A 21,498-nucleotide genomic window follows, 5' to 3' on the forward strand; every position below is an offset into this window, starting at 1 on the left:
AAAGAAAGTGGTGAAGTAAAATGAATAAAAAGAAAATCTATCCGCAATGGTTCCTGTTTGTCCCATTGGCATTATATATTTTATTTTTCCTGACTCCCAGTATACTCGGTATATTTTATTCATTTACCGACTGGAATTCAAGGAGTCTGGGAGATACTAAGTTTGTTGGTTTACAAAATTATATCGAGATTTTTACATCTAACAAAGATTATGCATCCGGCATTTTCAACACTCTTAAATTTACGATAATATCGAATGTTTTAAAACTGATTCCTGCACTCTTAATCGCAATTATGCTGCAGGAAGGTCTGAAAGGCAAAAATGTTTACCGTACACTTTTATACCTGCCATCCGTTTTACCATTCTTGATCATAGGCTTAACATTTAAATCGATTTTAAACTATAATACAGGACTTTTAAACAGCTTCCTGGACATGGTACATTTGGGGTTCCTGAAGCAGAAATGGCTCTCTGACCTGGGTGTTGTGTGGAAATCCATCTATGGTGTGGATGCCTGGAGAGGTATCGGATATGTAATGACCATCTTCCTGGCAGGGCTTAATACCATACCAAAATCCTACTATGAAGCGGCTCAGATTGACGGTGCGAATTTCTGGCAGAGAGTGAAAAACATTACCCTGCCCATGCTGCGCGGTGCAATTATGATTAATCTGGTATTTGGCCTTACATACGGACTGAAGGTATTTGATATTGTCTATGTGCTGACAAACGGCGGTCCGGGACATGCAACAGAAGTTATTACCACATATTCCTATCAGCTCTATTCCAATGGACAATATGGAATGTCTACGGCACTTAATACGATTCTCCTTGTGATAACCGCAATTATCGGTGTGGTAGTCGTAAAAGTCATGAGTAAACAGGAGGTGCAGCAATAATGAAAAAGAACGTGCGCAATATTGCCAAACAAATCGTCTGTATCATTATGAGTATCATTGTAGTCGCTCCTTTTTATATGGTAGTCATCAACTCTTTTAAAAGCAAGAATGAAGCAGCAAGAATGAGTCTTGCCCTTCCTACAAAATGGTTTTTTAACAATTATACCGAAGTAATTGAAAAAGGTAAATTAGTCCAGGGTTTTGCCAACAGTGTAACCTATGCAGTAGTGGCAACCCTCATTGGAGTAATCAGCTGTGCCATGGCGGCATTCGTAATGTGCAGAAAACGTACAAAGGTGAATAATTTCCTGTATTATTTCGTATTATGTGGATTATTCTTCCCGGTGAACTATGTAACTCTGGTTAAAGTGCTGACTGTTGCCGGACTTGCAAATACGAAATTTGGAATTATTATTGCATTTACCAGTGCGATGATACCGTTTTGTATCTTCACCATACGAAACTTCGTGCTGTCACTTCCGGTAGAATTGGATGAAGCAGCTGTTATCGATGGAGCGGGACCCATCTCCATGTTTTTCAAAATTATTGTACCCATGTTAAAACCAACGCTGGTTACCTGTTTTATCCTGCAGTTCATGGGAGTTTGGAGTGATTTCCTGACACCGTTATATTTATCTAACAAAAGTTCCATGTTCCCAATGAACATTGCAGTATACCAGTTCTTTGGAAAAAATAAGAACTATTGGAACTATATATTTGCAGATATTGTATTGACCTGCCTTCCGGTTGTAATTGTTTACCTGATTGGACAGAAATACATCGTAGGCGGAATGACATCCGGCGCAGTAAAAGAGTAGTTTGTAAACAAAAATTATCATACGTGGACATTTGCACCGTAAAGTGAGAGCTTTTCGCTGTAAATGTCCATTTGTCCATAAAACTATGGAAATCAGATGAAATTTACGTTATGATAGAAACACAAAAAATAAGCAGAGTATCAGAGCCTGTTTGGAGAATATGGATTCGGACACGCACTGGATAAAGGAGTCAATTTATGAAGATCACATTGAATAAGGAAGCTTCCAGGTTCGGAGAAGCATTTGCTATCGGAAATGGACACATGGGAGCCATGGTATACGGAGGTATCAAAACGGACCGGCTGGATTTGTCAGAAAATACGTTTTTCAGTGGCAATAAATGCGTGGAAGATAATCAGACCGGAGCAAATGCGGCATTTTATAAGATGCGTGAGCAGATCGCGGCAGGAGATTATGCGGCGGCTTTAGAGACTTCCCGTGAGTTTTACGGAAAACGTGGAAATTATGGAACAAATCTTCCGGTAGGACAGTTATTGATTGAACGTGCGGATGAGATGGGAGAGGCCGCCGGTTATGAGCGAAGCCTGGATTTGGAGAACGGTATTGTGACTTCAAAGTATACGCAAAATGGAGAGCAGGTATCCCGGCAGGCTTTTGCATCTCATGTACATAATGTCATAGTATATGAAGCGGTCAGTGATAAAAATGATATGAATCTTTTATTTTCTTTTCAGTCCATGCGGGAAGGGGAATATATAAAATATCATATAGGCGGAATCTTTTTTGTTTGCGAGGCGCTTGAAACGATGCATAGCGACGGAACAACCGGCACATTATTATGCGGAAAAGTATCCATTCATACAGATGGTTTTCCGGAGGTGAAGGAAAATGGAGTCTTAATAAAGAGGGCATCCAGGGCATCCGTTTATATTACCGCAATTACGGATTTTAAAGAAGAAGCATTGGAGAAAGAAAGACAAATTCTTCAGCTGCAAATGAAGATGAACCGTACCTTTGTCAAAGTAGATGAACTGGCGGTTGAAGAAATTCTGGAATCTCATAAAAAAGACATGGAAGAATTATATTCCAGAGTTAGTCTGGAAATCGAAGGTCAGCCACTGGTAAACCGCATGTTCCAGATGGGAAGGTATCTGCTTTATTCCAGTTCCAGAGAGGACTCCCTGCTGCCTGCACATTTACAGGGGATATGGAATGATAATGTGGCATGCCGTATCGGATGGACCTGTGATATGCATCTGGATATCAATACTCAGATGAACTACTGGCCCTCAGAAGTAACAAATCTGCCGGAAACAGCAGTTCCACTGTTTCGCTGGATCAGAGAGGATCTCATACCTGCAGGAAGAATAGCAGCCAAAGAGAGTTATGGCTTAAATGGTTGGGTAGGAGAGCTGGTATCTAATTCCTGGGGATATGCTGCGCCTTACTGGGCATCCCCGCTCTCTCCATGCCCAACAGGCGGTGTTTGGACAATTACACAGATGTGGGAGCATTTTCTGACCAGCCAGGATAAGGACTTCCTGAAAAAGGAAGCTTTTCCGGTGATTGAGGAAGCAGCAGCATTTTTCTGTGAGTATCTGTTTGAAGACGAAAAGAGTGGATGCCTCACCTGCGGCCCGTCTATTTCCCCGGAGAATAGCTTTCTGGTGGACGGCAAGGTTTACCAGATGAGCAATGGATGCACGTATGAGATAATTATGATCCGGGAGTTATTCGACATTTACCTAAAAGCTTGCCGCGTACTTGGACGAAAGAAAAAACGAACAAAGGAAATAGCTGAAAAAACAGGTCGTTTACTTCCCTATCGGATTAAGGCGGACGGGCAGATTGCAGAGTGGAACCACGATTTCCCAGCGGCGGACCTCCAGCACAGGCATACCAGCCATTTATTGGGTCTGTTTCCGTTTGCCCAGATTACACCGGAAAAAGAAGACCTGGCAAAAGCTGCGAAGGCAGTTATTACTGCAAAGCTTACACCGGAGGAAAACTGGGAAGATACCGGTTGGGCAAGATCCATGCTGATGCTGTACGAGGCCAGGCTGCGGGATCCAAAGAAGGCCTATGGTCATATAGAAAGTATGCTTTCCAATCTGCTGGAGCCAAACGGATTTATTATCCACCCACCTACAAGAGGGGCGGGGTCCTTTGACAATGTATATGAACTGGATGGAAATACTGGACTGACCTCCTGTATCGCAGAGATGCTGATGCAGAGCCATAATGGTGTTATCCGGATTCTTCCCTGCCTGCCGGAGCAGTGGTATAAAGGAGAAGTAAAAGGACTTTGCGCCAGAGGCGGTGTTACGGTGGATATAAGCTGGGATCAAAGCAGCTGTAAAGTATATCTCAGATCAAAAAACAACAGGCGGATTTCGATCCAGTATGGTGACAGCAGGAAGACAATCTCTTTAAAGGCCGGGATAACCAGAGAATTACAGTATAATTAACAGATTCTCCATTTTTTGCATTTCCTGTGGCATGAAAAATGACAGTCAGGCATATATTACTCTAAAGAAAATTTTAGGGGAGAAGTAATTGGCTGAGTATCGACGTTTTGTAGCTTATATATATGAGTATGTCAATGGTATAAAAGGAGAAAATGCGGGATTTGTGAAGGTAGAGTCCAGAAACGGTATCTGTCGTATACAATTGCATTTGCAGTCAGTACCAAAAGAAGAGACGAGTCTTCAGGTGGATGGTTTTGTAAGAACCCAGAACCATGTGGGGGTAATCCCCCTGGGTATATGCAGGGTGAACGGAAATATAGCAGAATTCAAAGGAAATACCCCCCATCGTAATTTTGGAAATTCAGATTATACCCTGGACCAGATCGCAGGTATGTTTCTGGAAGGGGAAAATGGCAGTGTTTTTGCAACGGCATGGGATAATGAGCCTGTAGATGTAGATGAATTAAAGAGATTTGCCAAAAATGTTCATATGAAGCAAAAGGCATCAGAGGGAAATAAACAAACACCGGAGGCGGGAAAAGCTGCCAGGGGCGAGAAGGTTCTGGAGTTTAAGGACAGCATGGAAAAGCAGGCTGGTAAGGCTGAAAATAGTGCTGTTTTGGAAGAAAATGAGGAAGTAAGTGCTGATGCAGGCTTTCCAATGGAAGAGAATTCTGAGGCGGCCGTCCCCGCTGCAGTGGAGCCGGTGCAGGAACAGCTGCAGGAAACTGCCGATGCCAGGGAAGTAAAAGAAGCGGAAGATTCTCGTCAGGCTGAAGCATCGATAGCAGCAGGAGCAGAAGTTCGTGAAGCATCGATAGCAGCAGGGGCAGTAGTTCGTGAAGCATCGATAGCAGCGGAGGGAGAAGTTCGTGAAGCATCGATAGGAGCGGAGTCAGAAGTTCGTGAAGCATCCATAGGAGCTGCGCAGGAAGTTCATGAAGCATCCATAGAAGCGGCACAGGCACAGGAAGTTCGTGAAGCATCCATAGATGCAGAGAAAGATAAATTAAGCGGCGGAGATTTGGATGGTGAGTCATTGCAGTCTGCATCGGAGGAAGTTTTTAGTGAATCTGTTGAAGCAGTTGGGCCAGATGATTCGGTAAAAAATGTGAGTGAACTCAAAGCAGTTGATACAGAAGACAATAATGGTCAAAACAATAGCAGCACTCATACAGGCGGAGCCGCAACCGGTGCAGGTTCCCGGAATAATTCTACAGCCTATGCCAGAAACAATGTCAGAAATAATGGACAGCCAAATACCGGTAGCCAGGTACATATGACACAGACACGCGGGCGTCAGCCGGCGAATGGAAGATGTAATATGAATTGTGGCAACAGCGGTCTGGATCGGAAATGGGAGCATTTCCAGTGTCATTACCCTGCTATGGAACCATTTACCGATGATGAAATTGTGGAGTGTATACAGATCGCACCAAAGGATATCATGTTCCTTAGAAGGGATGACCAGAGATTTGCCCGCAATAATTTCCTCTTGCAGAGCTATTACAATTATCAGCATCTGCTGCTGGGAAGGCTTCGGGAAGGCGGATATGTCCTGGGGGTTCCGGGGCTTTATGAAAATCAGGAACGGTTTATGGCGAATATGTTCGGCTTCATGAATTTTAAAGAAGCAAGGCCAGGCAAGCAGGAAAACTTTGGATATTGGCTGAGACCTGTGCGATAAAGGTGTATTTATGAGGAGGTGCTTTTTTAGAAGCACTTCCTCTTTTTTGTGGGTAAAGAAACGTCTTTATTTTAACTGTCGATAGCCCCATATAAAAAGGTGTCAGACATCAATGCCACGGATACCTGCATCAATGCCCTGTTCTTTTAAAATCTGAACAAACACTTCCAGCTCCTCATAGCTATAACTGTGAAATCCTGCCTGTATTACATTTTCAGAATCTTTGTAGGCTTGTAAAAAATATTGTCGGCATCCGTGAAGCCATTCCCCAATCCGGTAGAAATCACTTTCTGAATGCAGTTCCTTAACTACCGTGGTGCGAAATTCATAATCCACGCCGCAGTTCATTAAATAAGTCGCAGATTCCATAATCGCATCCATGGAAAAATTGCGGCATCCAATCACCTTATCGTAATTTTCAGGGGAAGATTTGATATCCATAGCCACGTAATCAATCAATCCGGATTCAAACAGGCTGCGTATCATCTCCGGATGGCTGCCGTTGGTATCTAATTTCACGAGATATCCCAGTGCTTTTAAATTTTCTATGAATAGGGGGAGATCTTTAAAAAGTGTAGGTTCTCCGCCGGTTACGCAGACGCCCTCCAGAATTCCCTGGCGTTTCTTCAGGTAGGCGAGTACTTCCGTATCCTCGATAAAAGGCTCTGCCTCCGGATTAAGAACGAGGCCTGCATTTTGGCAGAAAGGGCAGCGGAAATTACAGCCACCAAGAAAAAGTGTAGCGCCCAGATGTCCGGGATAGTCTAAAAGAGTTAATTTGTTAAAGCCATGTATTTTCATGTAGAGCCTCCTATTTTTGTGTTATCGTAATCGTTTGGTTTGCTTTAAGGTTATTTGTACTGGTATTATTATAGCAGATTCCATATAAAATGCATATAAATTTGGGTTTTGCTGAGAAAGGGACGCTTTGTAGATAGATGTAGTGCGCGGAAAGAAAAGGGGGTGGAAGTTCACCTAATGGTATTTAGAAATACCTGCTACTTGCGTTCTAATCCTTAAAAGGCTATAATAAACCCAGGAAATACCACTACATGAAGTGTGCATTATTATAATTATATTAAAGAAGAGAGTAAGATAATGGAAGAAAATACAAAGATACATGAGAAGTATATGCGGGAAGCTATCCGTCAGGCGAAAAAGGCGTATGCTATCGATGAGGTGCCGATCGGATGTGTGATCGTATATGAAGGCAGAATCATTGCAAGGGGTTATAACCGGAGAAATACGGATAAGAATACCCTTTCCCATGCAGAATTGATTGCGATCAGGAAAGCAAGTAAAAAACTGGGGGACTGGAGGCTGGAAGGATGTACGATGTATATTACCCTGGAACCCTGTCAGATGTGTTCCGGGGCGATTATCCAGGCAAGAGTATCCGAAGTTGTGATTGGAAGCATGAATGGAAAAGCAGGGTGTGCCGGTTCTGTATTAAACCTGCTGGAAATGGAAGAATTTAATCACCAGGCAGCAGTTACCAGGGGAATCCTGGATGAGGAGTGCAGCCTGATGCTAAGCAGCTTTTTCCGTGAATTAAGGGAAAAGAAAAAGCTTGAAAAACAAAAAAGCAACAATGAAAAAGAAAAATAAAGAAAATTAAATTGAAAAATATCGCAATAAAGCGTGCGGTTCTAATTGACAAATTGGCAAAAACAAGTTATAGTAAATACTGCGTATGTAACACGCATTTAAATTGTCATAAAATTTCCGTGCAGCCGGGGAGTTAGCGGTGCCCTGTACCTACAATCCGCTACAGTAGGGGTGATACCAATCCGAGGGTTTTTTATTGCGAAGCTGCCCTCTATAAGTGGCGTTGACGTTTGGGTCTCGCGCAACAGGAATCTATGAATCGTGTCAGGTCAGGAATGGAGCAGCACTAAGTAGAACCTTCTGTGTGCCGTGAGGCAGCCTGAATTGAGTTAACTGTAGAGGTAACGTTCGTGGTAGGAATTCAAAGTGCGGTGCACGGATTGAAATAAAAGATAGATACTCCTGCAAAGGAGAGGAAGTGTAAGCAATTCTTTTGAGAAATCAAAGAATACTTGCACTATTTTTTTTGCAAAGCCCGGTATTCTTTGGGAGTCATTCCAAAATACTTTCGAAACTGCCGGTTAAAATAAGAAATATTATTAAATCCATTTCCGAAAGCAATGTCCGTGACCGGCATTTCTGAACCAGCCAACTGCCCCAGGGTTCTGGTAAGCCGATAATAATTTAAATATTCCACACAGGTCATATTTACGTGCTTTTTAAAAAAACGCATAAAATGGTAATCACTGAAATGGCATAAACCAGCAAGCTCAGATACCGAGATATGATTTTGATAGTGCTCCTGCATATATAGGAGTACTATTTTTATTTTCTCAGTAATTTCGGTATTATCCGGTGTAAAATCGCAGGATACGGCGGAATCCTGGAAGAGAAGATAAAAAAAGTGAAACAGCAGGGACTTAAGATTCAGTTCGTAAGCCTGCTCTTTTTGTAAATAGCAGTTTTGTATTTTCCAAAAGGATTCAGCCAACTCCCGGTAATTACTGTCCCGGGGGCTTATAATTAAGGGGTGGGTCCATTTCTGGCCGGCAAGGGGCTGCAGATATTTTGTGGTGCAAAAATCAGGATACTGACATCCCAGCATATAAAAACTGAATACGATGCTGTCAGAAACCATAGAATCCGCGCGTTCTGTCTGTGACACACCGTGTAGAACCTGTGGTGGTATCAGAATCAGGTCGCCTTTATGTACTTCATAGGTATTTAAATCAATATTATAGAAGCATGTGCCTTCCCGGATCATTGCGATTTCCATTTCTTCATGCCAGTGGGTTGCCAATACGGTGAAAGTGTCCGGTATGCTGCATCGGTAGAAGGCAAAGGGCATAAAATAGGTTCCATGGCGGGTGCATTCATGAAGATATAAGTAATTGTCCATATAAACTCCGTTCCTATTTAAATATTCTTAATTTAGCAGGATTGTGTTAGAAGATGGTGGTATTATGTTTGTTTTAATATAGCCTCCATACTATAATAACATAAAAGATTTCAGCATGAAAGTAAATAAATAATGCATGTATAGGGCAGGAAAGTTTGAAAGGAGAAGCATATGATTCGTAAATACACCTTCGGAAATCCGATGGAGACAGATGCAGTAGTACATAAAATTGAAAAGGAAACCGGTGAGGTACCCTTTATGGGCGTTGGCGCTGACCAGTTAGCCTTTACCTATAAGATGGACGATAATACAAGAATTTATGGACTGGGTGAAAATGTAAGGGGAATTAATAAAAGAGGATGGCGTTATATCAGTAATTGCAGCGATGATCCAAACCACAGAGAAGAAAAGAATTCCCTGTACGCAGCACATAACTTTATCATTATAGAAGGAAAAGAGAGATTCGGACTATTTTTTGATTATCCCGGCATGCTGACTTTCGATCTGGGATATACAAGCAGTAATGATGTGAGCATTATTCCGGCAGAAGATGGACTGGATCTGTATATAATTGAAGGGGAAAGTATCAAGGATATTGTGAAACAATTCCGCCGCATGATTGGCAGGAGCTATATAGCTCCTAAATGGGCATTTGGCTATGGACAGAGCCGGTGGAGTTATATGGATGAGGATGAAATCCGGGAGGTTGTAAAAGAGCACCGTGATGCCGGAATTCCTCTGGACAGCGTCTATATGGATATAGATTATATGGAACGGTACAAGGATTTCACAATTAATGAAAAGGCATTTCCAGAGTTTCCTAAATTCGTGGAAGAACTGAAAGAGCAGAATATTCATCTTGTGCCGATTATCGATGCAGGGGTGAAAATTGAAGAAGGCTATGATGTCTATGAAGAAGGCGTAGAAAAGGGATATTTCTGTAAAGAAGAAGACGGTACCGATTTTGTGGCTGCTGTATGGCCCGGAAAAGTGCATTTTCCGGATATGCTGAATCCGGATGCCAGAAAATGGTTTGGACAGAAATACAAAGTACTCTTAGATCAGGGAATTGAAGGTTTCTGGAATGATATGAACGAACCGGCTATATTCTATTCGGAAAAACATCTGGATGAAGTCTTTGAGCAGCTAGAAGATTTCAAAGGGAAGAATATAGATCTGGATCTGTATTATAAGTTTAACAGTCTGGTAGGAGGCATTTCCAATAATCCGGATGATTACAAACGATTTTATCACAAGTTCCATGGAGAGGCAGTCCGTCATGACAAAGTGCATAACCTGTTTGGATACAATATGACCAGAGCAGCGGGAGAAGCATTTGAGGAAATGGAGCCGGACAAGCGAATTCTGATGTTTTCCAGATCTTCTTATGTGGGAATGCACCGCTACGGCGGTATATGGACTGGAGATAACCTTTCCTGGTGGTCCCATCTCTTATTGAATATCCGGATGATGCCGTCTCTAAATATGGTTGGTATACTTTATACCGGTGCAGATATCGGAGGATTTGGAGCTGATACAACAGAAGATTTAATGATGAGATGGCTGGAATTTGGTATCTTTACGCCATTGTTCCGCAATCATTCTGCTATGGGTACAAGACGCCAGGAAGTATACCGGTTTGAAAATATTGATGCATTCAAGAATATTATCGGCATCCGCTATGGTCTGCTGCCATACATTTACAGTGAGTATATGAAAGCGGCGTTAAAGGATGAAATGTATTTCAGACCGTTGGCATTTGATTATCCGGAAGATGATTTTGCAGCTAGAGTAGAAGACCAGCTTTTAATTGGAGACGGAGTAATGACTGCTCCGGTTTACGAACAGAATGCAAAAGGACGATATGTATATCTGCCGGAGAAGATGAAAATGGTGAAGATGAAGAGCCTTACCGAGAGATCAGTAGAGCTTCTGGATCAGGGACACCACTATGTTGACATAGATCTGGATGAGACTGTTATCTTTATCCGTCCAAACCACGTGATCCCAATGTCATCAGGAGGACAGAGCGTTGCGGAAGTTGATTTTGGCAGTCTGGAGCTGCTTGGATATGTAGAGGATAAGGCAGTCTATGAGCTTTACGATGATGATGGATATGGCAAAGATTATGAAAATAGTGATCATTACACTACGATTACCGTAAGCCAGGATGGTACAGTTACGGCTAAGGGAATAATTGAACGAAGATATACGCTCAGCATATAAAAGAAGATATGCGCATATCATTTAAACAAAGTTATACGTATAGCATTTAAACAAAGATATGCGCATATCATTTAAACAAAGATATACGCTCAGCATATAAACCAAAATATACGCTTAGCATATACAAGAAAAAGAAGATTAAGATAAAATTTAAACGTTAGCTGGTACATGAATCACTTTGTGTACCAGCTGTTTTTGTTGGCATATAGATATTGGGCATGTCTGGAAAATGACTGTTTTGATCAAATAGTTGATGAAATTTTGATAAACATGCATTACACTATACCTGATAAGGAGGTAATGCAGATATGGAACATACAATCTTAATTGTGGATGATGAAATAGATATTGTGAATATGCTGGGTGATTATTTTGAATTTAACGGTTACCAGGTAATGACTGCGTTCAGCGGAATGGAAGCGCTGCAGAAAGCAGAGAGGGGACCGGATTTGATCTTGCTGGATGTAAATATGCCGGATATGGACGGACTTACCGTCTGCAGAAGCATCCGGGATTTTGTATCCTGCCCCATTTTATTTCTGACGGCGAAAATAGAAGATGGAGATAAAATCAAAGGCTTTCGTGCCGGGGGCGATGATTATATAGTAAAGCCTTTTAGCATTGATGAACTGGGGGCGAGAGTTGAGGCACATCTGAGAAGGGAGCAGCGCCATGGATGTTCTTCAAGAGTTAAATTCGATCAGGATTTTACAATCGATTATACCGAAAAGTGTGCTTATTATAAAGGGGAGGCAATGGGATTTGTAAAAAAAGAATTTGAGATTATCGAATTTTTATCCCAGAATTCCGGGCAAATATTTGATAAAGAACGCATTTATGAGAAAATATGGGGATTTGACGGGCAGGGAGACAGCAGTGTAGTGGCAGAACATGTGAGGCGGATACGATCTAAGATGGCAGCCATAGGCTGTAAACCTTTCATTGAAACGGTCTGGGGGGTTGGTTATAAATGGAGCAGGTAGAGAAAAAAAGAATTTCCTTGAGAGACCTGTCCCTGAAACAATCCTTCATGCTTTATATGGTTGTTTTTACCCTGATTGCATTGTTTTGCAGCATATCAATTCAGGCGGTATTTACCAATACGGAAAAAAACATCATCTATCGGAAAATACCGGATAAGGAACAGTTAGAATATTCCACGAGCTATGGGGTGCATACAAAGGAAGGAAAATATTATGAGTATACTACCCGGGAAGCCAGAATGATACGTATCTGTAATATTGGAGGCGGTGTCTCTTTGATACTGAGCTTTTTAGTTATCGTTATAATGGCCGGTTTGCTGTTTTACCGTAATAAACTAAAGACACCAATTACGCTGCTGGAGGAGGCGGCAAGTAAAATCGGGCAGCAGGATCTGGATTTTCACATTTATTATAACTGCAACAATGAAATGGGGAGGCTGTGCCGTAATTTTGAGCAAATGAGATCTTCCCTAGACCAAAATAACCGCGAGATGTGGCGGGCGATGGAAGAGAGAAAGCGGCTGAATGCAGCATTTTCCCATGATTTGCGGACGCCGCTCACGGTATTGCGTGGATATGTGGACATGCTTTCCAAATATCTGCCAGATGATAAAGTTTCCAAGGAAAAGCTGATTGGAACCGTACAGACCATGTCTGCACATGTGACCAGGCTTGAGAATTATGTTTCCAGTATGCATGCACTGCAAAAGCTGGAGGATGTTGATATTAAGACTAGTGTAATAAATTGTGAGGAATTTGCAGAGCAGATCAGAGACTGTGCCGATATACTTTGCAGGGAAAAAGGCATGCAGCTGAAATTTACCACGCATTTTAAATGTTCTAAAATATCAGTGGACCGGGAATTAGTACTGCAGGTTTTTGAAAATCTCATTTCTAATGGTGTACGATACGCGAAAAGAGAATTGGATGTGCAGCTATTTGCATATGGTGAGTATTTTTCCGTAGCGGTCGGTGATGATGGAAAAGGATTTACCAGAGAGGCCTTAGAACAGGCAGTGAAGCCCTTTTATAAAGAAAAAGAAAATGTCTACGATTCTCATTTTGGTTTGGGGCTGAATATCTGTAAGATTCTCAGTGAAAAACATGGAGGTTCCATATTTTGCGCTAATGGCCACAATGGAGGCGGGCTTGTGCAGGCTAATTTTAAAATGTTGCTGTAAAGCGAAGCACTTGAGTGTGTTAAGAATAATGTAAGAAATTCTATAGAAAATTATCGGTTGCAGTTGATAATTTGTTGAATATTGTAATTTATACTCTTCTTAAAAGTTAAGGAAGGAAAACTTCCGGGGCGGATAAGGAGAGTTTTTTATGACATTAAAACGGAAAAAGATAATTAGTATCGCATGCGTTACTATTTTTATACTCATGAGTGCAGCCGTTTTTTGGTTTGTGGGGAGGCCAATGCTGGAATTTGTTTCACAGCCGGAAAAGTTTCGTGCGTGGGTTGACGGGCATGGTATTTGGGGGCGAGTTGCATTCAGTGCAATGATGGCAATGCAGATTATAATAGCTATCATACCCGGAGAACCCCTTGAAATCGGGGCGGGTTATGCCTTCGGGATATTTGAAGGGACAGCGCTTTGCCTGATTGGGGCATTAATCGGGAGCATTGTTGTATTCTATTTTGTCAGGTATTTTGGAGTGAAAGCGGTAGAAGTATTTTACCCCAGAGAAAAGATCCAGTCACTTAAAATTATGCAGAATCAAAAGAAACTGAATACACTGACCTTTATACTGTTTTTGATTCCGGGGACACCAAAAGACCTTATGACCTATGTTATCGGGCTTACAACAATGAGATTATCAACCTGGATTTTAATAACAGGGATAGCGAGAATTCCATCAATCATAACATCTACGGTGGGAGGAGATGCATTGGGAGTACAGAATTACCAATTTGCTATTCTTGTATTTGCTGTCACAATCATTGTCAGCATAATTGGCTTACTGGTATATCGGGTTATAACGGTACGTGGTGCTGCAAAAGAAGGAGGAAAAAGTTATGGAAATGATTAAATATGTAAATTATCTGATTGCTATGGTGTTTATCTGCTGCTATTCTTACCAGCTTTTCTATGTGGCAGCAGCACTGATTAAAAAACCGAAGACATCCGGTAAAGTGAATTACCATATGTATGCAGTACTGATATCCGCCAGAAATGAAGAGTCTGTAATAGCACAGCTGATAAAAAGCATACGGAATCAGAGTTATCCGACTAAGTATGTAGATATTTATGTAGTAGCAGATAATTGTTCGGACAGGACTGCTGAAATTGCAAGAGCCAATCATGCCTGTGTATGGGAACGTTTTAATACGAGACAGGTAGGAAAAGGATATGCGCTGCGCTTTTTGTTTCAGAATATCAAGGCAGCCGGTCTTGATAAGAAATATGACGGTTATTTCATCTTTGATGCAGATAATCTGCTGGATGAATATTACATAGAGAATATGAACCGTACATTTTCTGATGGGCACCGCATTATAACAAGTTACCGCAATTCCAAAAACTTTGGGGATAACTGGATTTCGGCAGGTTACTCCCTGTGGTTTTTAAGAGAGTCCAGGTATTTAAATCAGGCAAGGATGGCAATGGGAAGCAGCTGTGCAGTTTCAGGCACCGGTTTTTTGATTCACAGCGACATAGTCAGAAAAAATCAGGGTTGGAATCATTTCCTTCTGACAGAAGATATTGAATTTACAGTGGATAGTATTTTACAGGGTGAGCGCATCGCTTATTGTCCGGATGCTGTTCTGTATGATGAGCAGCCGGTTTCCTTTCGCCAGTCATGGAATCAGCGGCTGCGCTGGGCAAAGGGAAATATGCAGGTATTTGCTAATTACGGCGGCAGGCTGATCCGAAATATTTTCGAAAAAGGAAGCTTTTCCTGTTACGACATGGTTATGTCAATCATGCCGGCAATTATTTTAACAGTGCTCAGCTGCATATTGAATACGGCTGGTTTCATTGTCAGTCTCGTTTACAAAGATGCAGATATTCTGGTATTACTGCAGTCCGTAGGAGAGTTTCTGGTAAATGGGTATCTTATGATGCTGGCAATGGGAGCACTTACGGTTGTCACAGAATGGAGGCAGATTCATGCACCTGCTTATAAGAAAATCGGATATGTATTTACATTTCCGCTGTTTATGATTACATATATACCAATTTCCATCGTAGCATTGTTTAAAAAGGTGGAATGGAAGCCGATTCACCATGGTGTGTCTAAGACACTGGATGAGGTTCGGTCAAAGGTGTAGCCGGCAGTACTGACCTTCCCAGAAGGAACAGAAAGGAAGGATCAGAAGGATCCGAAAAAAGTGCTTGACTTCAAGTTAGCTTTAAGACTTATACTTTCTTTATCGACGAACAGGCTGGTACATACAGGTGAGGATGCCAAACGGACAAAAGTCTGATGTACTGCTGTACGTAAAATAGAAAGGGGATACAATATGGATTTTAATTATTACATTCCAACCAGAATCTTATTTGGCAAAGGATCATTAAACGATCTGCACAAGCAGGAAATGCCGGGAAAGAAAGCACTTATCGTTACAACAGGAGGAACCTCCGTAAAAAAATACGGTTATCTTGAAAAAGTACAGAAACAATTGGAGAAAGCAGGGGTATCCCATCTCCTGTTTGACAAGATTCTGCCTAACCCAATAAAAGACCATGTTATGGAAGGAGCTGCTGTCTGCAAAGAGAACGGGATTGATTTTGTAGTGGGACTTGGCGGCGGCAGCAGTATTGATGCGGCTAAGGCGATAGCAGTAATGGCTGCAAATGATGGGGATTACTGGGATTATGTATCGGGCGGCAGTGGAAAGGGACTGCCGGTACCGAATAATCCGCTTCCGATCATTGCAATTACCACAACTGCCGGAACGGGAACAGAGGCAGACCCATGGACGGTTACTACGAAGACAGAGACAAATGAAAAAATCGGTTTCGGATATGATAAGACATTCCCCATGTTAGCCATTGTAGACCCGGAACTGATGACAACGGTTCCGTCACGCCTGACGGCATATCAGGGATTTGATGCTCTGTTTCACAGTACAGAGGGGTATTTAAATAATAGTGCTTATGTAATGAGTGATATGTTTGCATTAAAAGCGATTGAGCTGATTGGCAAAAGCCTTCACAAGGCAGTAGCCGAAGGCGATAACATGGACGCCAGAGCAGATGTGGCACTTGCCAATACCCTTGCAGGAATGGTAGAATCCACTTCTTCCTGTACGTCAGAACACAGCATAGCCCATGCCATCAGCGCATATCATCCGGATTTTGTACACGGCGAAGCCTTAATTGCAATTAGTAAAGCATATTATTCACATTTTGCAAATACAAACCAGTGTGAGGAACGTATGGTTCAGATGGCAAAAGCCCTTGGAAAATCAGATGCAAAGACGGCAATGGATTTTGTGGATGCCCTGACAGAACTGCAAAAGATCTGCGGAGTTGACGATATAAAAATGAGCAGTCATGGTATGAAGAAAGAAGAACTGAAAAAATATGCGGATAATGCAAGAGCCACCATGGGGGGACTCTATGCAGGTGATCCGGTTCAACTGAGTGATGCAGATGTAGTTAAAATTTTAGAAGATTCCTATAAATAATTAGTAAACATACATGCCTTTCTGGCGAAAAGTATCCAGCATTTTATTCATCACGCTCTTACTTTTTGACAGGAGGGCTTTTGAATTTAAATTTACAATGTAACCCCGTCTCAGAGCGCTGATTGCTGTCTTATATACGCAGGAAGAAGCATCCAGTCCTACAATGGTCAAGGTGTTTATTTCACTGTCCGCGAGAAGCCGGGAAAGTGCTTTACAGGAAAACGCATCCTGCTGGTGCTTAATAAACTGATTGTCACTGATGATATTTAATCCTGCTACAAAATCACTGCCATGATCCCAGCCTGATAGCCTTCCACCCATTGCCAGGCAGCCAAAAATGTTGTCCAGGGATGAAAATACCTGTCTTACATAGATGACCATATCCCCATCTGCTCTGGCTTTTTCAATGGTGTCATTTACCGCTTTCAAAAAAGGTTCTTTATTGGAGTAGGAGCCTCGCTGCCCGCATAATCCTTCCTGCAGATCAATTACCAGAAGCGCTCGTTTCGACTCCGTCCGGAAACGGATTCGTTCCCCGTTGGAAGGGATCAGGAAAATGACGATCCGAACAAGAAGCAGCAGCAGGAAAAAATAGGCTACAAGGGATGGAGTAATGATGCAAAGGGTGAAAAATGCAGCTATGCTGATTAGATGGATGAACATATACTTTAGTTTTTGCATGATGAATAATACCTCCCGGGGATGTATTTTATAGATTGATTAGTTTGAATCAGATATCCCTAAGTTGACCTATGCATCAAAGCAATCAAATATAGCTGATACATAAAGTTTACCATTCACAGCTTATATTTCTGGCATATCACTAATGCATTTTTAGTGGATTATCTGCCGCATAATCTCGTATGATTTGACACACTTTAATAAGTCGTTTGGCTCTTATTCTTCCTCTGGCACCATTTCCATAATATCACCGATGTCACATTTAAGTGCTGCACAAATCCTTGACAGCACCTCGGTTGTGACGTTTTCATTCCTGCCCATTTTGGCAACGAGGGAGGGACTTAGATTCGCGGCCTCACGCAAGTCTTTCTTCTTCATATCTTTATCAATAAGCAGCTTCCAGAGCTTTTTATAACTAACAGCCATTGTATTTTCCTCTCAATCTGGTTGTACTTAGTCATAGCTTTACTTTTTATCTTCAATTCGCACGAATAGGTCGATTAATTCGCATTGTCCAAATCTTCCGTTTTAAAGACGTTGTATCCCTCATAGTGGTAGCTTGCGTCAATGCCTTTCATATAGACTTCACTGTCGTCAATTTTATCAGTCAAAGCAGTACGAAGAAGTTTTTTTATCTCAACATCCTTAATTGGGCTACGCTCCATAGCGAGCAGATAATCGCCTTTATCAACTTTGCTCCAGTCAATTACTTGGTGCAGTTCCTTTTTGAGGATAGAGTCAAGCCAAATTCTGGTCCCCCTGCCGTTACCCTCTCTGAACGGGTATTTGTGTATTTCAAACAATTCGAGAGCCTTTTTCTTGCTTGTTTTTTCTTCATCACGGGCAAGCTCTGCTGCGTCCGTAATGCCCAATTTATTTTCCAAAGCCATAAGTTGCTCTTGTCGGTGTATTGTATATAGTATTATATCAAAGCTTATATTGGAGTACAAGATAAATAGTACCGATTCATGTATTTATTTTTTTGGATCTATACTAATTGCAAGTTTATAATTTGCTGATTTAGATTTGCTGATTTCTATTATGACAGTATGTACAGGATGATAGCTACCAATAACAAGTTGAGAGTTCACAATATTGATTAATCCATTAAATGTAATTCTATTATCAAAATTAGGAAAAACCAAATTATCTATTTGGTTCATGGGAAGTTTTTCATTTAATAAATAAGTAACTGTTTCGTGAAGTGCTTCGTATACCACAATGGGCATTATCTCATCAGGAATAAATAAAAAGACAGGTCTTCTATTGAAGTTTATTTTTCGTGTTAGATAATTTATTGACAAATATCTGAACATTGACTATAATATACTTAACAAGACAGCCGGAGGATAGGTCATGACTATCCGTTCTGGCAGAATAAGTATTTAAAAATAACGCTTTACTTTACCAGAGTGGGGGCGTTATTTTTTATGCTTATTTTTGATAGTTACAACTAAAGTTATAACAGATGTAAGCATGATTACGAAGGTAAATAAATCACTGTATGTAACGTACATCGGCACCACCTCATTTCCGACAAGACTCAGAACGGATGGCACAACGCCCTGCCGGCTGCCATAGAAGTTCGAACAGCAAGCCCCCATAAAAACTTCATGTACCCAAACTACACGAAGTTGATCTATAAAACGTTGTTTGGAAAGCCATTTAAAGAGCTGATGCAGGAATATGGCGTAAAACCAAAAGAAAGTTTACGGGATTACTTGACCTCAGAGCAGTAAAAGAGGTTGAAGGCGCAGAAATGCTTGTGAGTAGCCTAATAAATTGTGGCTGGGGATACAACCAAATTAAACAGTTTATTCAGCAGAACCACGTAGGGCAGTTGGCTGGATAATACGGTATCTTTTTTTAACAGATAAAAAGGGTATAGTCTTGTTTATGTAAAAAGGTAAGACGCATACAAACAGGAAGTTACGCAAACAAGGAGATTAAGTTCAAGCGCATGGCGAATGAAGAGTATATTGTTACCGGTTATATATACAAGGTCAAGAATATATACAGCTTGGTACTTGGAAGATACCGGAACGGAAGACTTCTATATAAAGGACACATAACCCTGGGAGTATCCGCCGGAGTTATAAAGACACTGGTTCCAACCGGCAGGAACCCATTTTCTATACTGCCCAAAGGAAATGAGAATGCTATATGGGTAGCGCATCAGGTTTGCACCGTGGAATACATTCCTAATACTAAAGGTGCTATGCGACAGCCTGTGTTTAAGGGGATGCGGTTGGATGTGTACCCGGAAGAAGTAGAAGAATAAGAAAACCCCGGATTAACCGGGGTTACATAACGAGTTTCCACATAGATTTTTCCGGGAAATGCAGCAACAGAACGTTCCTATGATTACCATGCACCGCTATAACACATGCTACTATAGTTATGTACTTGCCCCGGTGCCACTTTTTTTCCCGTTCTTTATGTCTAATATTTTATAATAATGGCTATCTGCGGTATCGGGTAGCGTTCTAACCAACACAGGTTCCTGTGCACCGCTTAGGAGCGTGCGGCATTCTAATTCTATATTTAGGACTTGTCTCATAATATTTTCTCCATAAAGTAATTTACTTATCTTAAATATACTTTTTTACAGGAACAAATACAATGAGAATAAATGGAATAAAAAGTCCCCAGTTTCCTAGGGACTTTTTAAGCATATTATATCATTTTCCGTGTTGCATTTCGTGTTGCATTCCTAAGTAAAAATGCAACACGTGTGACAAAATTTATACTTCTACAGTACATTTAATTCTTAACAGTTCCTTTAAATATAGGCAAAACGCGTAAACACTCGATTTATTAATAGCGGAGACGGTGGGATTCGAACCCACGTGCCGGTTGCCCGACAACTTGATTTCGAGTCAAGCTCGTTATGGCCACTTCGATACGTCTCCATGCACTTAAATAGTATATCACATTTTTTGAAAAATGCAAAAACTTTATTCAAGTTATTGTGATAAAAGTAAAAATAATATATAATGAACAAAGAGGCGTGTTTATCTGCCTGTTTGAAGAGGAAAATAACTTAACAAAGTGGTTCGTAACACTTTGATTATAACAGGAAAGGTGTAGTGTCATATGATTAGAATTGGAATGTTAACAAGCGGTGGCGACTGTCAGGCTTTAAATGCAACAATGCGCGGTGTCGTAAAGGGGCTGAGTACCAATGCGGACGAGCTGGAAGTATATGGGTTCGCAAATGGATATAAAGGGCTTATTTATGGGGACTACAGAATGCTGACCAGCAAGGATTTTTCCGGGATTCTGACGAAAGGCGGGACTATATTAGGAACATCCAGACAGCCATTCAAGCTTATGCGCGTCCCGGATGAAAATGGACTGGACAAGGTAGAGGCGATGAAACAGACCTACTATAAACTTCGTCTGGACTGCCTGGTGATTCTGGGAGGAAATGGTACACAAAAGACAGCAAATCTTCTCCGTGAAGAAGGTTTGAATATCATACATCTCCCCAAGACGATTGATAATGATATCTGGGGAACAGACATGACTTTTGGCTTTCAAAGTGCTACAAATATTGCAACAGATGCCATTGACTGCATTCATACCACTGCGGCATCGCACAACCGTGTATTTATCGTAGAAGTTATGGGGCATAAGGTTGGATGGCTCACGCTGCATGCGGGTATTGCCGGCGGAGCAGATATTATTTTGCTGCCTGAGATCCCATACGATATTTCTAAGGTGATCGAAGCTATAGACAAACGTTCCAGAGATGGTAAGGGATTTACAATTCTGGCAGTTGCAGAAGGTGCTATTTCAAAAGAAGATGCCAAACTGTCCAAGAAAGAATTAAAAGAAAAATTAAAGAACAAGAGGCATCCGTCTGTATCATATGAAATTGCAGAGAAGATCCAGGCTGAAACAGGTATGGAGATTCGAATCACAGTTCCGGGACATACTCAGAGAGGCGGAAGTCCATGTCCTTATGACAGGGTTCTGTCTACCAGACTGGGCGCAGAAGCAGCACAGTGTATTCTGGATAAGGAATATGGCTGTATGGTTGGAATCGTAAATGGAAAAGCGAAGAAGATTCCACTGGAAGATGTAGCAGGTAAGTTAAAAATGGTATCGCCGGATGACCAGCTGATTAAGGAAGCAAAATTAATCGGCATTAGTTTTGGAGATTAATAGATTGGAGAGTAAA

20 protein-coding genes, 1 tRNA gene and 1 other RNA gene are annotated in these 21,498 nt (G+C 41.4%); 15 read left to right on the forward strand and 7 right to left on the reverse strand.

The window, feature by feature from the left end; translation table 11 throughout:
* Positions 1 to 20: 20 nt before the first annotated feature.
* The 4 genes from CD03_RS0123845 (at position 21) to CD03_RS0123860 (ending at position 5,833) form a co-directional block, all read left to right on the forward strand.
* The gene (locus CD03_RS0123845) at positions 21 to 899 is read left to right on the forward strand and encodes a carbohydrate ABC transporter permease (RefSeq protein ID WP_027295772.1); all 879 of its coding nucleotides are present in this window, start codon (positions 21 to 23) and stop codon (positions 897 to 899) included.
* Entirely contained in the window at positions 899 to 1,717 is an 819-nt protein-coding gene (locus tag CD03_RS0123850; RefSeq protein ID WP_044289622.1) for a carbohydrate ABC transporter permease, read from the forward strand. Before CD03_RS0123845 ends, CD03_RS0123850 begins: the two co-directional genes overlap by 1 nt.
* Before the next feature lie 197 nt (positions 1,718 to 1,914).
* A complete protein-coding gene (locus tag CD03_RS0123855) occupies positions 1,915 to 4,146 on the forward strand; it encodes a glycosyl hydrolase family 95 catalytic domain-containing protein (RefSeq protein ID WP_027295774.1) in 2,232 nt (743 codons plus the stop codon).
* 88 nt (positions 4,147 to 4,234) lie between these two features.
* Complete coding sequence (locus CD03_RS0123860) at positions 4,235 to 5,833, forward strand: DUF6128 domain-containing protein (RefSeq protein ID WP_027295775.1); 1,599 nt, start codon at positions 4,235 to 4,237, stop codon at positions 5,831 to 5,833.
* A 102-nt stretch (positions 5,834 to 5,935) separates the two neighbouring features.
* Here CD03_RS0123860 and CD03_RS0123865 read toward each other — a convergent pair whose 3' ends face one another.
* The gene (locus CD03_RS0123865) at positions 5,936 to 6,634 is read right to left on the reverse strand and encodes an anaerobic ribonucleoside-triphosphate reductase activating protein (RefSeq protein ID WP_027295776.1); all 699 of its coding nucleotides are present in this window, start codon (positions 6,632 to 6,634) and stop codon (positions 5,936 to 5,938) included.
* Positions 6,635 to 6,931: 297 nt separating this feature from the next.
* Here CD03_RS0123865 and tadA point away from each other — a divergent pair, with 297 nt between their 5' ends.
* Positions 6,932 to 7,441, forward strand: coding sequence for a tRNA adenosine(34) deaminase TadA (tadA, locus tag CD03_RS0123870; protein ID WP_027295777.1), 510 nt, complete (start codon positions 6,932 to 6,934; stop codon positions 7,439 to 7,441).
* 117 nt (positions 7,442 to 7,558) lie between these two features.
* Positions 7,559 to 7,820, forward strand: an RNA gene (gene ffs / locus CD03_RS36815) — signal recognition particle sRNA large type.
* Positions 7,821 to 7,898: 78 nt separating this feature from the next.
* Here the strand turns inward: ffs and CD03_RS0123875 are convergent.
* Positions 7,899 to 8,780: an AraC family transcriptional regulator gene (locus CD03_RS0123875; RefSeq protein WP_052377950.1), complete on the reverse strand. Its 882-nt coding sequence runs from the start codon at positions 8,778 to 8,780 to the stop codon at positions 7,899 to 7,901.
* Between the two features lie 171 nt (positions 8,781 to 8,951).
* Here CD03_RS0123875 and CD03_RS0123880 point away from each other — a divergent pair, with 171 nt between their 5' ends.
* The 6 genes from CD03_RS0123880 (at position 8,952) to CD03_RS0123905 (ending at position 16,631) form a co-directional block, all read left to right on the forward strand.
* Positions 8,952 to 11,006 carry a TIM-barrel domain-containing protein gene (locus tag CD03_RS0123880; RefSeq protein ID WP_027295779.1) on the forward strand — a complete coding sequence of 685 codons (2,055 nt, stop codon included), beginning with the start codon at positions 8,952 to 8,954 and terminating at the stop codon, positions 11,004 to 11,006.
* 308 nt (positions 11,007 to 11,314) lie between these two features.
* Positions 11,315 to 11,989, forward strand: a complete 675-nt coding sequence (locus tag CD03_RS0123885; protein WP_027295780.1) for a response regulator transcription factor — start codon at positions 11,315 to 11,317, stop codon at positions 11,987 to 11,989.
* Positions 11,977 to 13,170 carry a HAMP domain-containing sensor histidine kinase gene (locus tag CD03_RS34615; RefSeq protein ID WP_052377951.1) on the forward strand — a complete coding sequence of 398 codons (1,194 nt, stop codon included), beginning with the start codon at positions 11,977 to 11,979 and terminating at the stop codon, positions 13,168 to 13,170. Before CD03_RS0123885 ends, CD03_RS34615 begins: the two co-directional genes overlap by 13 nt.
* Before the next feature lie 148 nt (positions 13,171 to 13,318).
* Complete coding sequence (locus tag CD03_RS34620; protein ID WP_044289623.1) at positions 13,319 to 14,026, forward strand: TVP38/TMEM64 family protein; 708 nt, start codon at positions 13,319 to 13,321, stop codon at positions 14,024 to 14,026.
* Entirely contained in the window at positions 14,013 to 15,269 is a 1,257-nt protein-coding gene (locus tag CD03_RS0123900) for a glycosyltransferase family 2 protein (RefSeq protein WP_027295781.1), read from the forward strand. The genes CD03_RS34620 and CD03_RS0123900 overlap by 14 nt, the downstream gene beginning before the upstream one ends.
* Positions 15,270 to 15,461: 192 nt before the next feature.
* The gene (locus CD03_RS0123905; protein ID WP_027295782.1) at positions 15,462 to 16,631 is read left to right on the forward strand and encodes an iron-containing alcohol dehydrogenase; all 1,170 of its coding nucleotides are present in this window, start codon (positions 15,462 to 15,464) and stop codon (positions 16,629 to 16,631) included.
* Here CD03_RS0123905 and CD03_RS0123910 read toward each other — a convergent pair whose 3' ends face one another.
* The 4 genes from CD03_RS0123910 to CD03_RS0123925 form a co-directional block, all read right to left on the reverse strand.
* Positions 16,632 to 17,312, reverse strand: a complete 681-nt coding sequence (locus tag CD03_RS0123910) for an isochorismatase family cysteine hydrolase (protein WP_027295783.1) — start codon at positions 17,310 to 17,312, stop codon at positions 16,632 to 16,634.
* A 216-nt stretch (positions 17,313 to 17,528) separates the two neighbouring features.
* On the reverse strand, positions 17,529 to 17,738 hold the full coding sequence (locus tag CD03_RS0123915) for a helix-turn-helix domain-containing protein (protein WP_027295784.1): 210 nt from the start codon (positions 17,736 to 17,738) through the stop codon (positions 17,529 to 17,531).
* 74 nt (positions 17,739 to 17,812) lie between these two features.
* Entirely contained in the window at positions 17,813 to 18,202 is a 390-nt protein-coding gene (locus CD03_RS0123920; protein WP_027295785.1) for a hypothetical protein, read from the reverse strand.
* 84 nt (positions 18,203 to 18,286) lie between these two features.
* Entirely contained in the window at positions 18,287 to 18,541 is a 255-nt protein-coding gene (locus CD03_RS0123925) for a hypothetical protein (RefSeq protein WP_027295786.1), read from the reverse strand.
* 384 nt (positions 18,542 to 18,925) lie between these two features.
* Here CD03_RS0123925 and CD03_RS39030 point away from each other — a divergent pair, with 384 nt between their 5' ends.
* A complete protein-coding gene (locus CD03_RS39030) occupies positions 18,926 to 19,051 on the forward strand; it encodes a hypothetical protein (protein ID WP_255348114.1) in 126 nt (41 codons plus the stop codon).
* A 221-nt stretch (positions 19,052 to 19,272) separates the two neighbouring features.
* Positions 19,273 to 19,593, forward strand: a complete 321-nt coding sequence (locus CD03_RS34625) for an ATP dependent DNA ligase (RefSeq protein WP_052377952.1) — start codon at positions 19,273 to 19,275, stop codon at positions 19,591 to 19,593.
* A gap of 543 nt (positions 19,594 to 20,136) precedes the next feature.
* Here the strand turns inward: CD03_RS34625 and CD03_RS0123940 are convergent.
* A tRNA-Ser gene (locus CD03_RS0123940) sits at positions 20,137 to 20,224 on the reverse strand.
* Positions 20,225 to 20,408: 184 nt separating this feature from the next.
* Between CD03_RS0123940 and CD03_RS0123945 the strand changes: the two genes are divergently transcribed.
* Positions 20,409 to 21,482 carry a 6-phosphofructokinase gene (locus tag CD03_RS0123945; RefSeq protein WP_027295787.1) on the forward strand — a complete coding sequence of 358 codons (1,074 nt, stop codon included), beginning with the start codon at positions 20,409 to 20,411 and terminating at the stop codon, positions 21,480 to 21,482.
* Positions 21,483 to 21,498: the final 16 nt, after the last annotated feature.

The organism is Robinsoniella sp. KNHs210 (assembly GCF_000686105.1).
Lineage (GTDB): Bacteria > Bacillota > Clostridia > Lachnospirales > Lachnospiraceae > Robinsoniella > Robinsoniella peoriensis.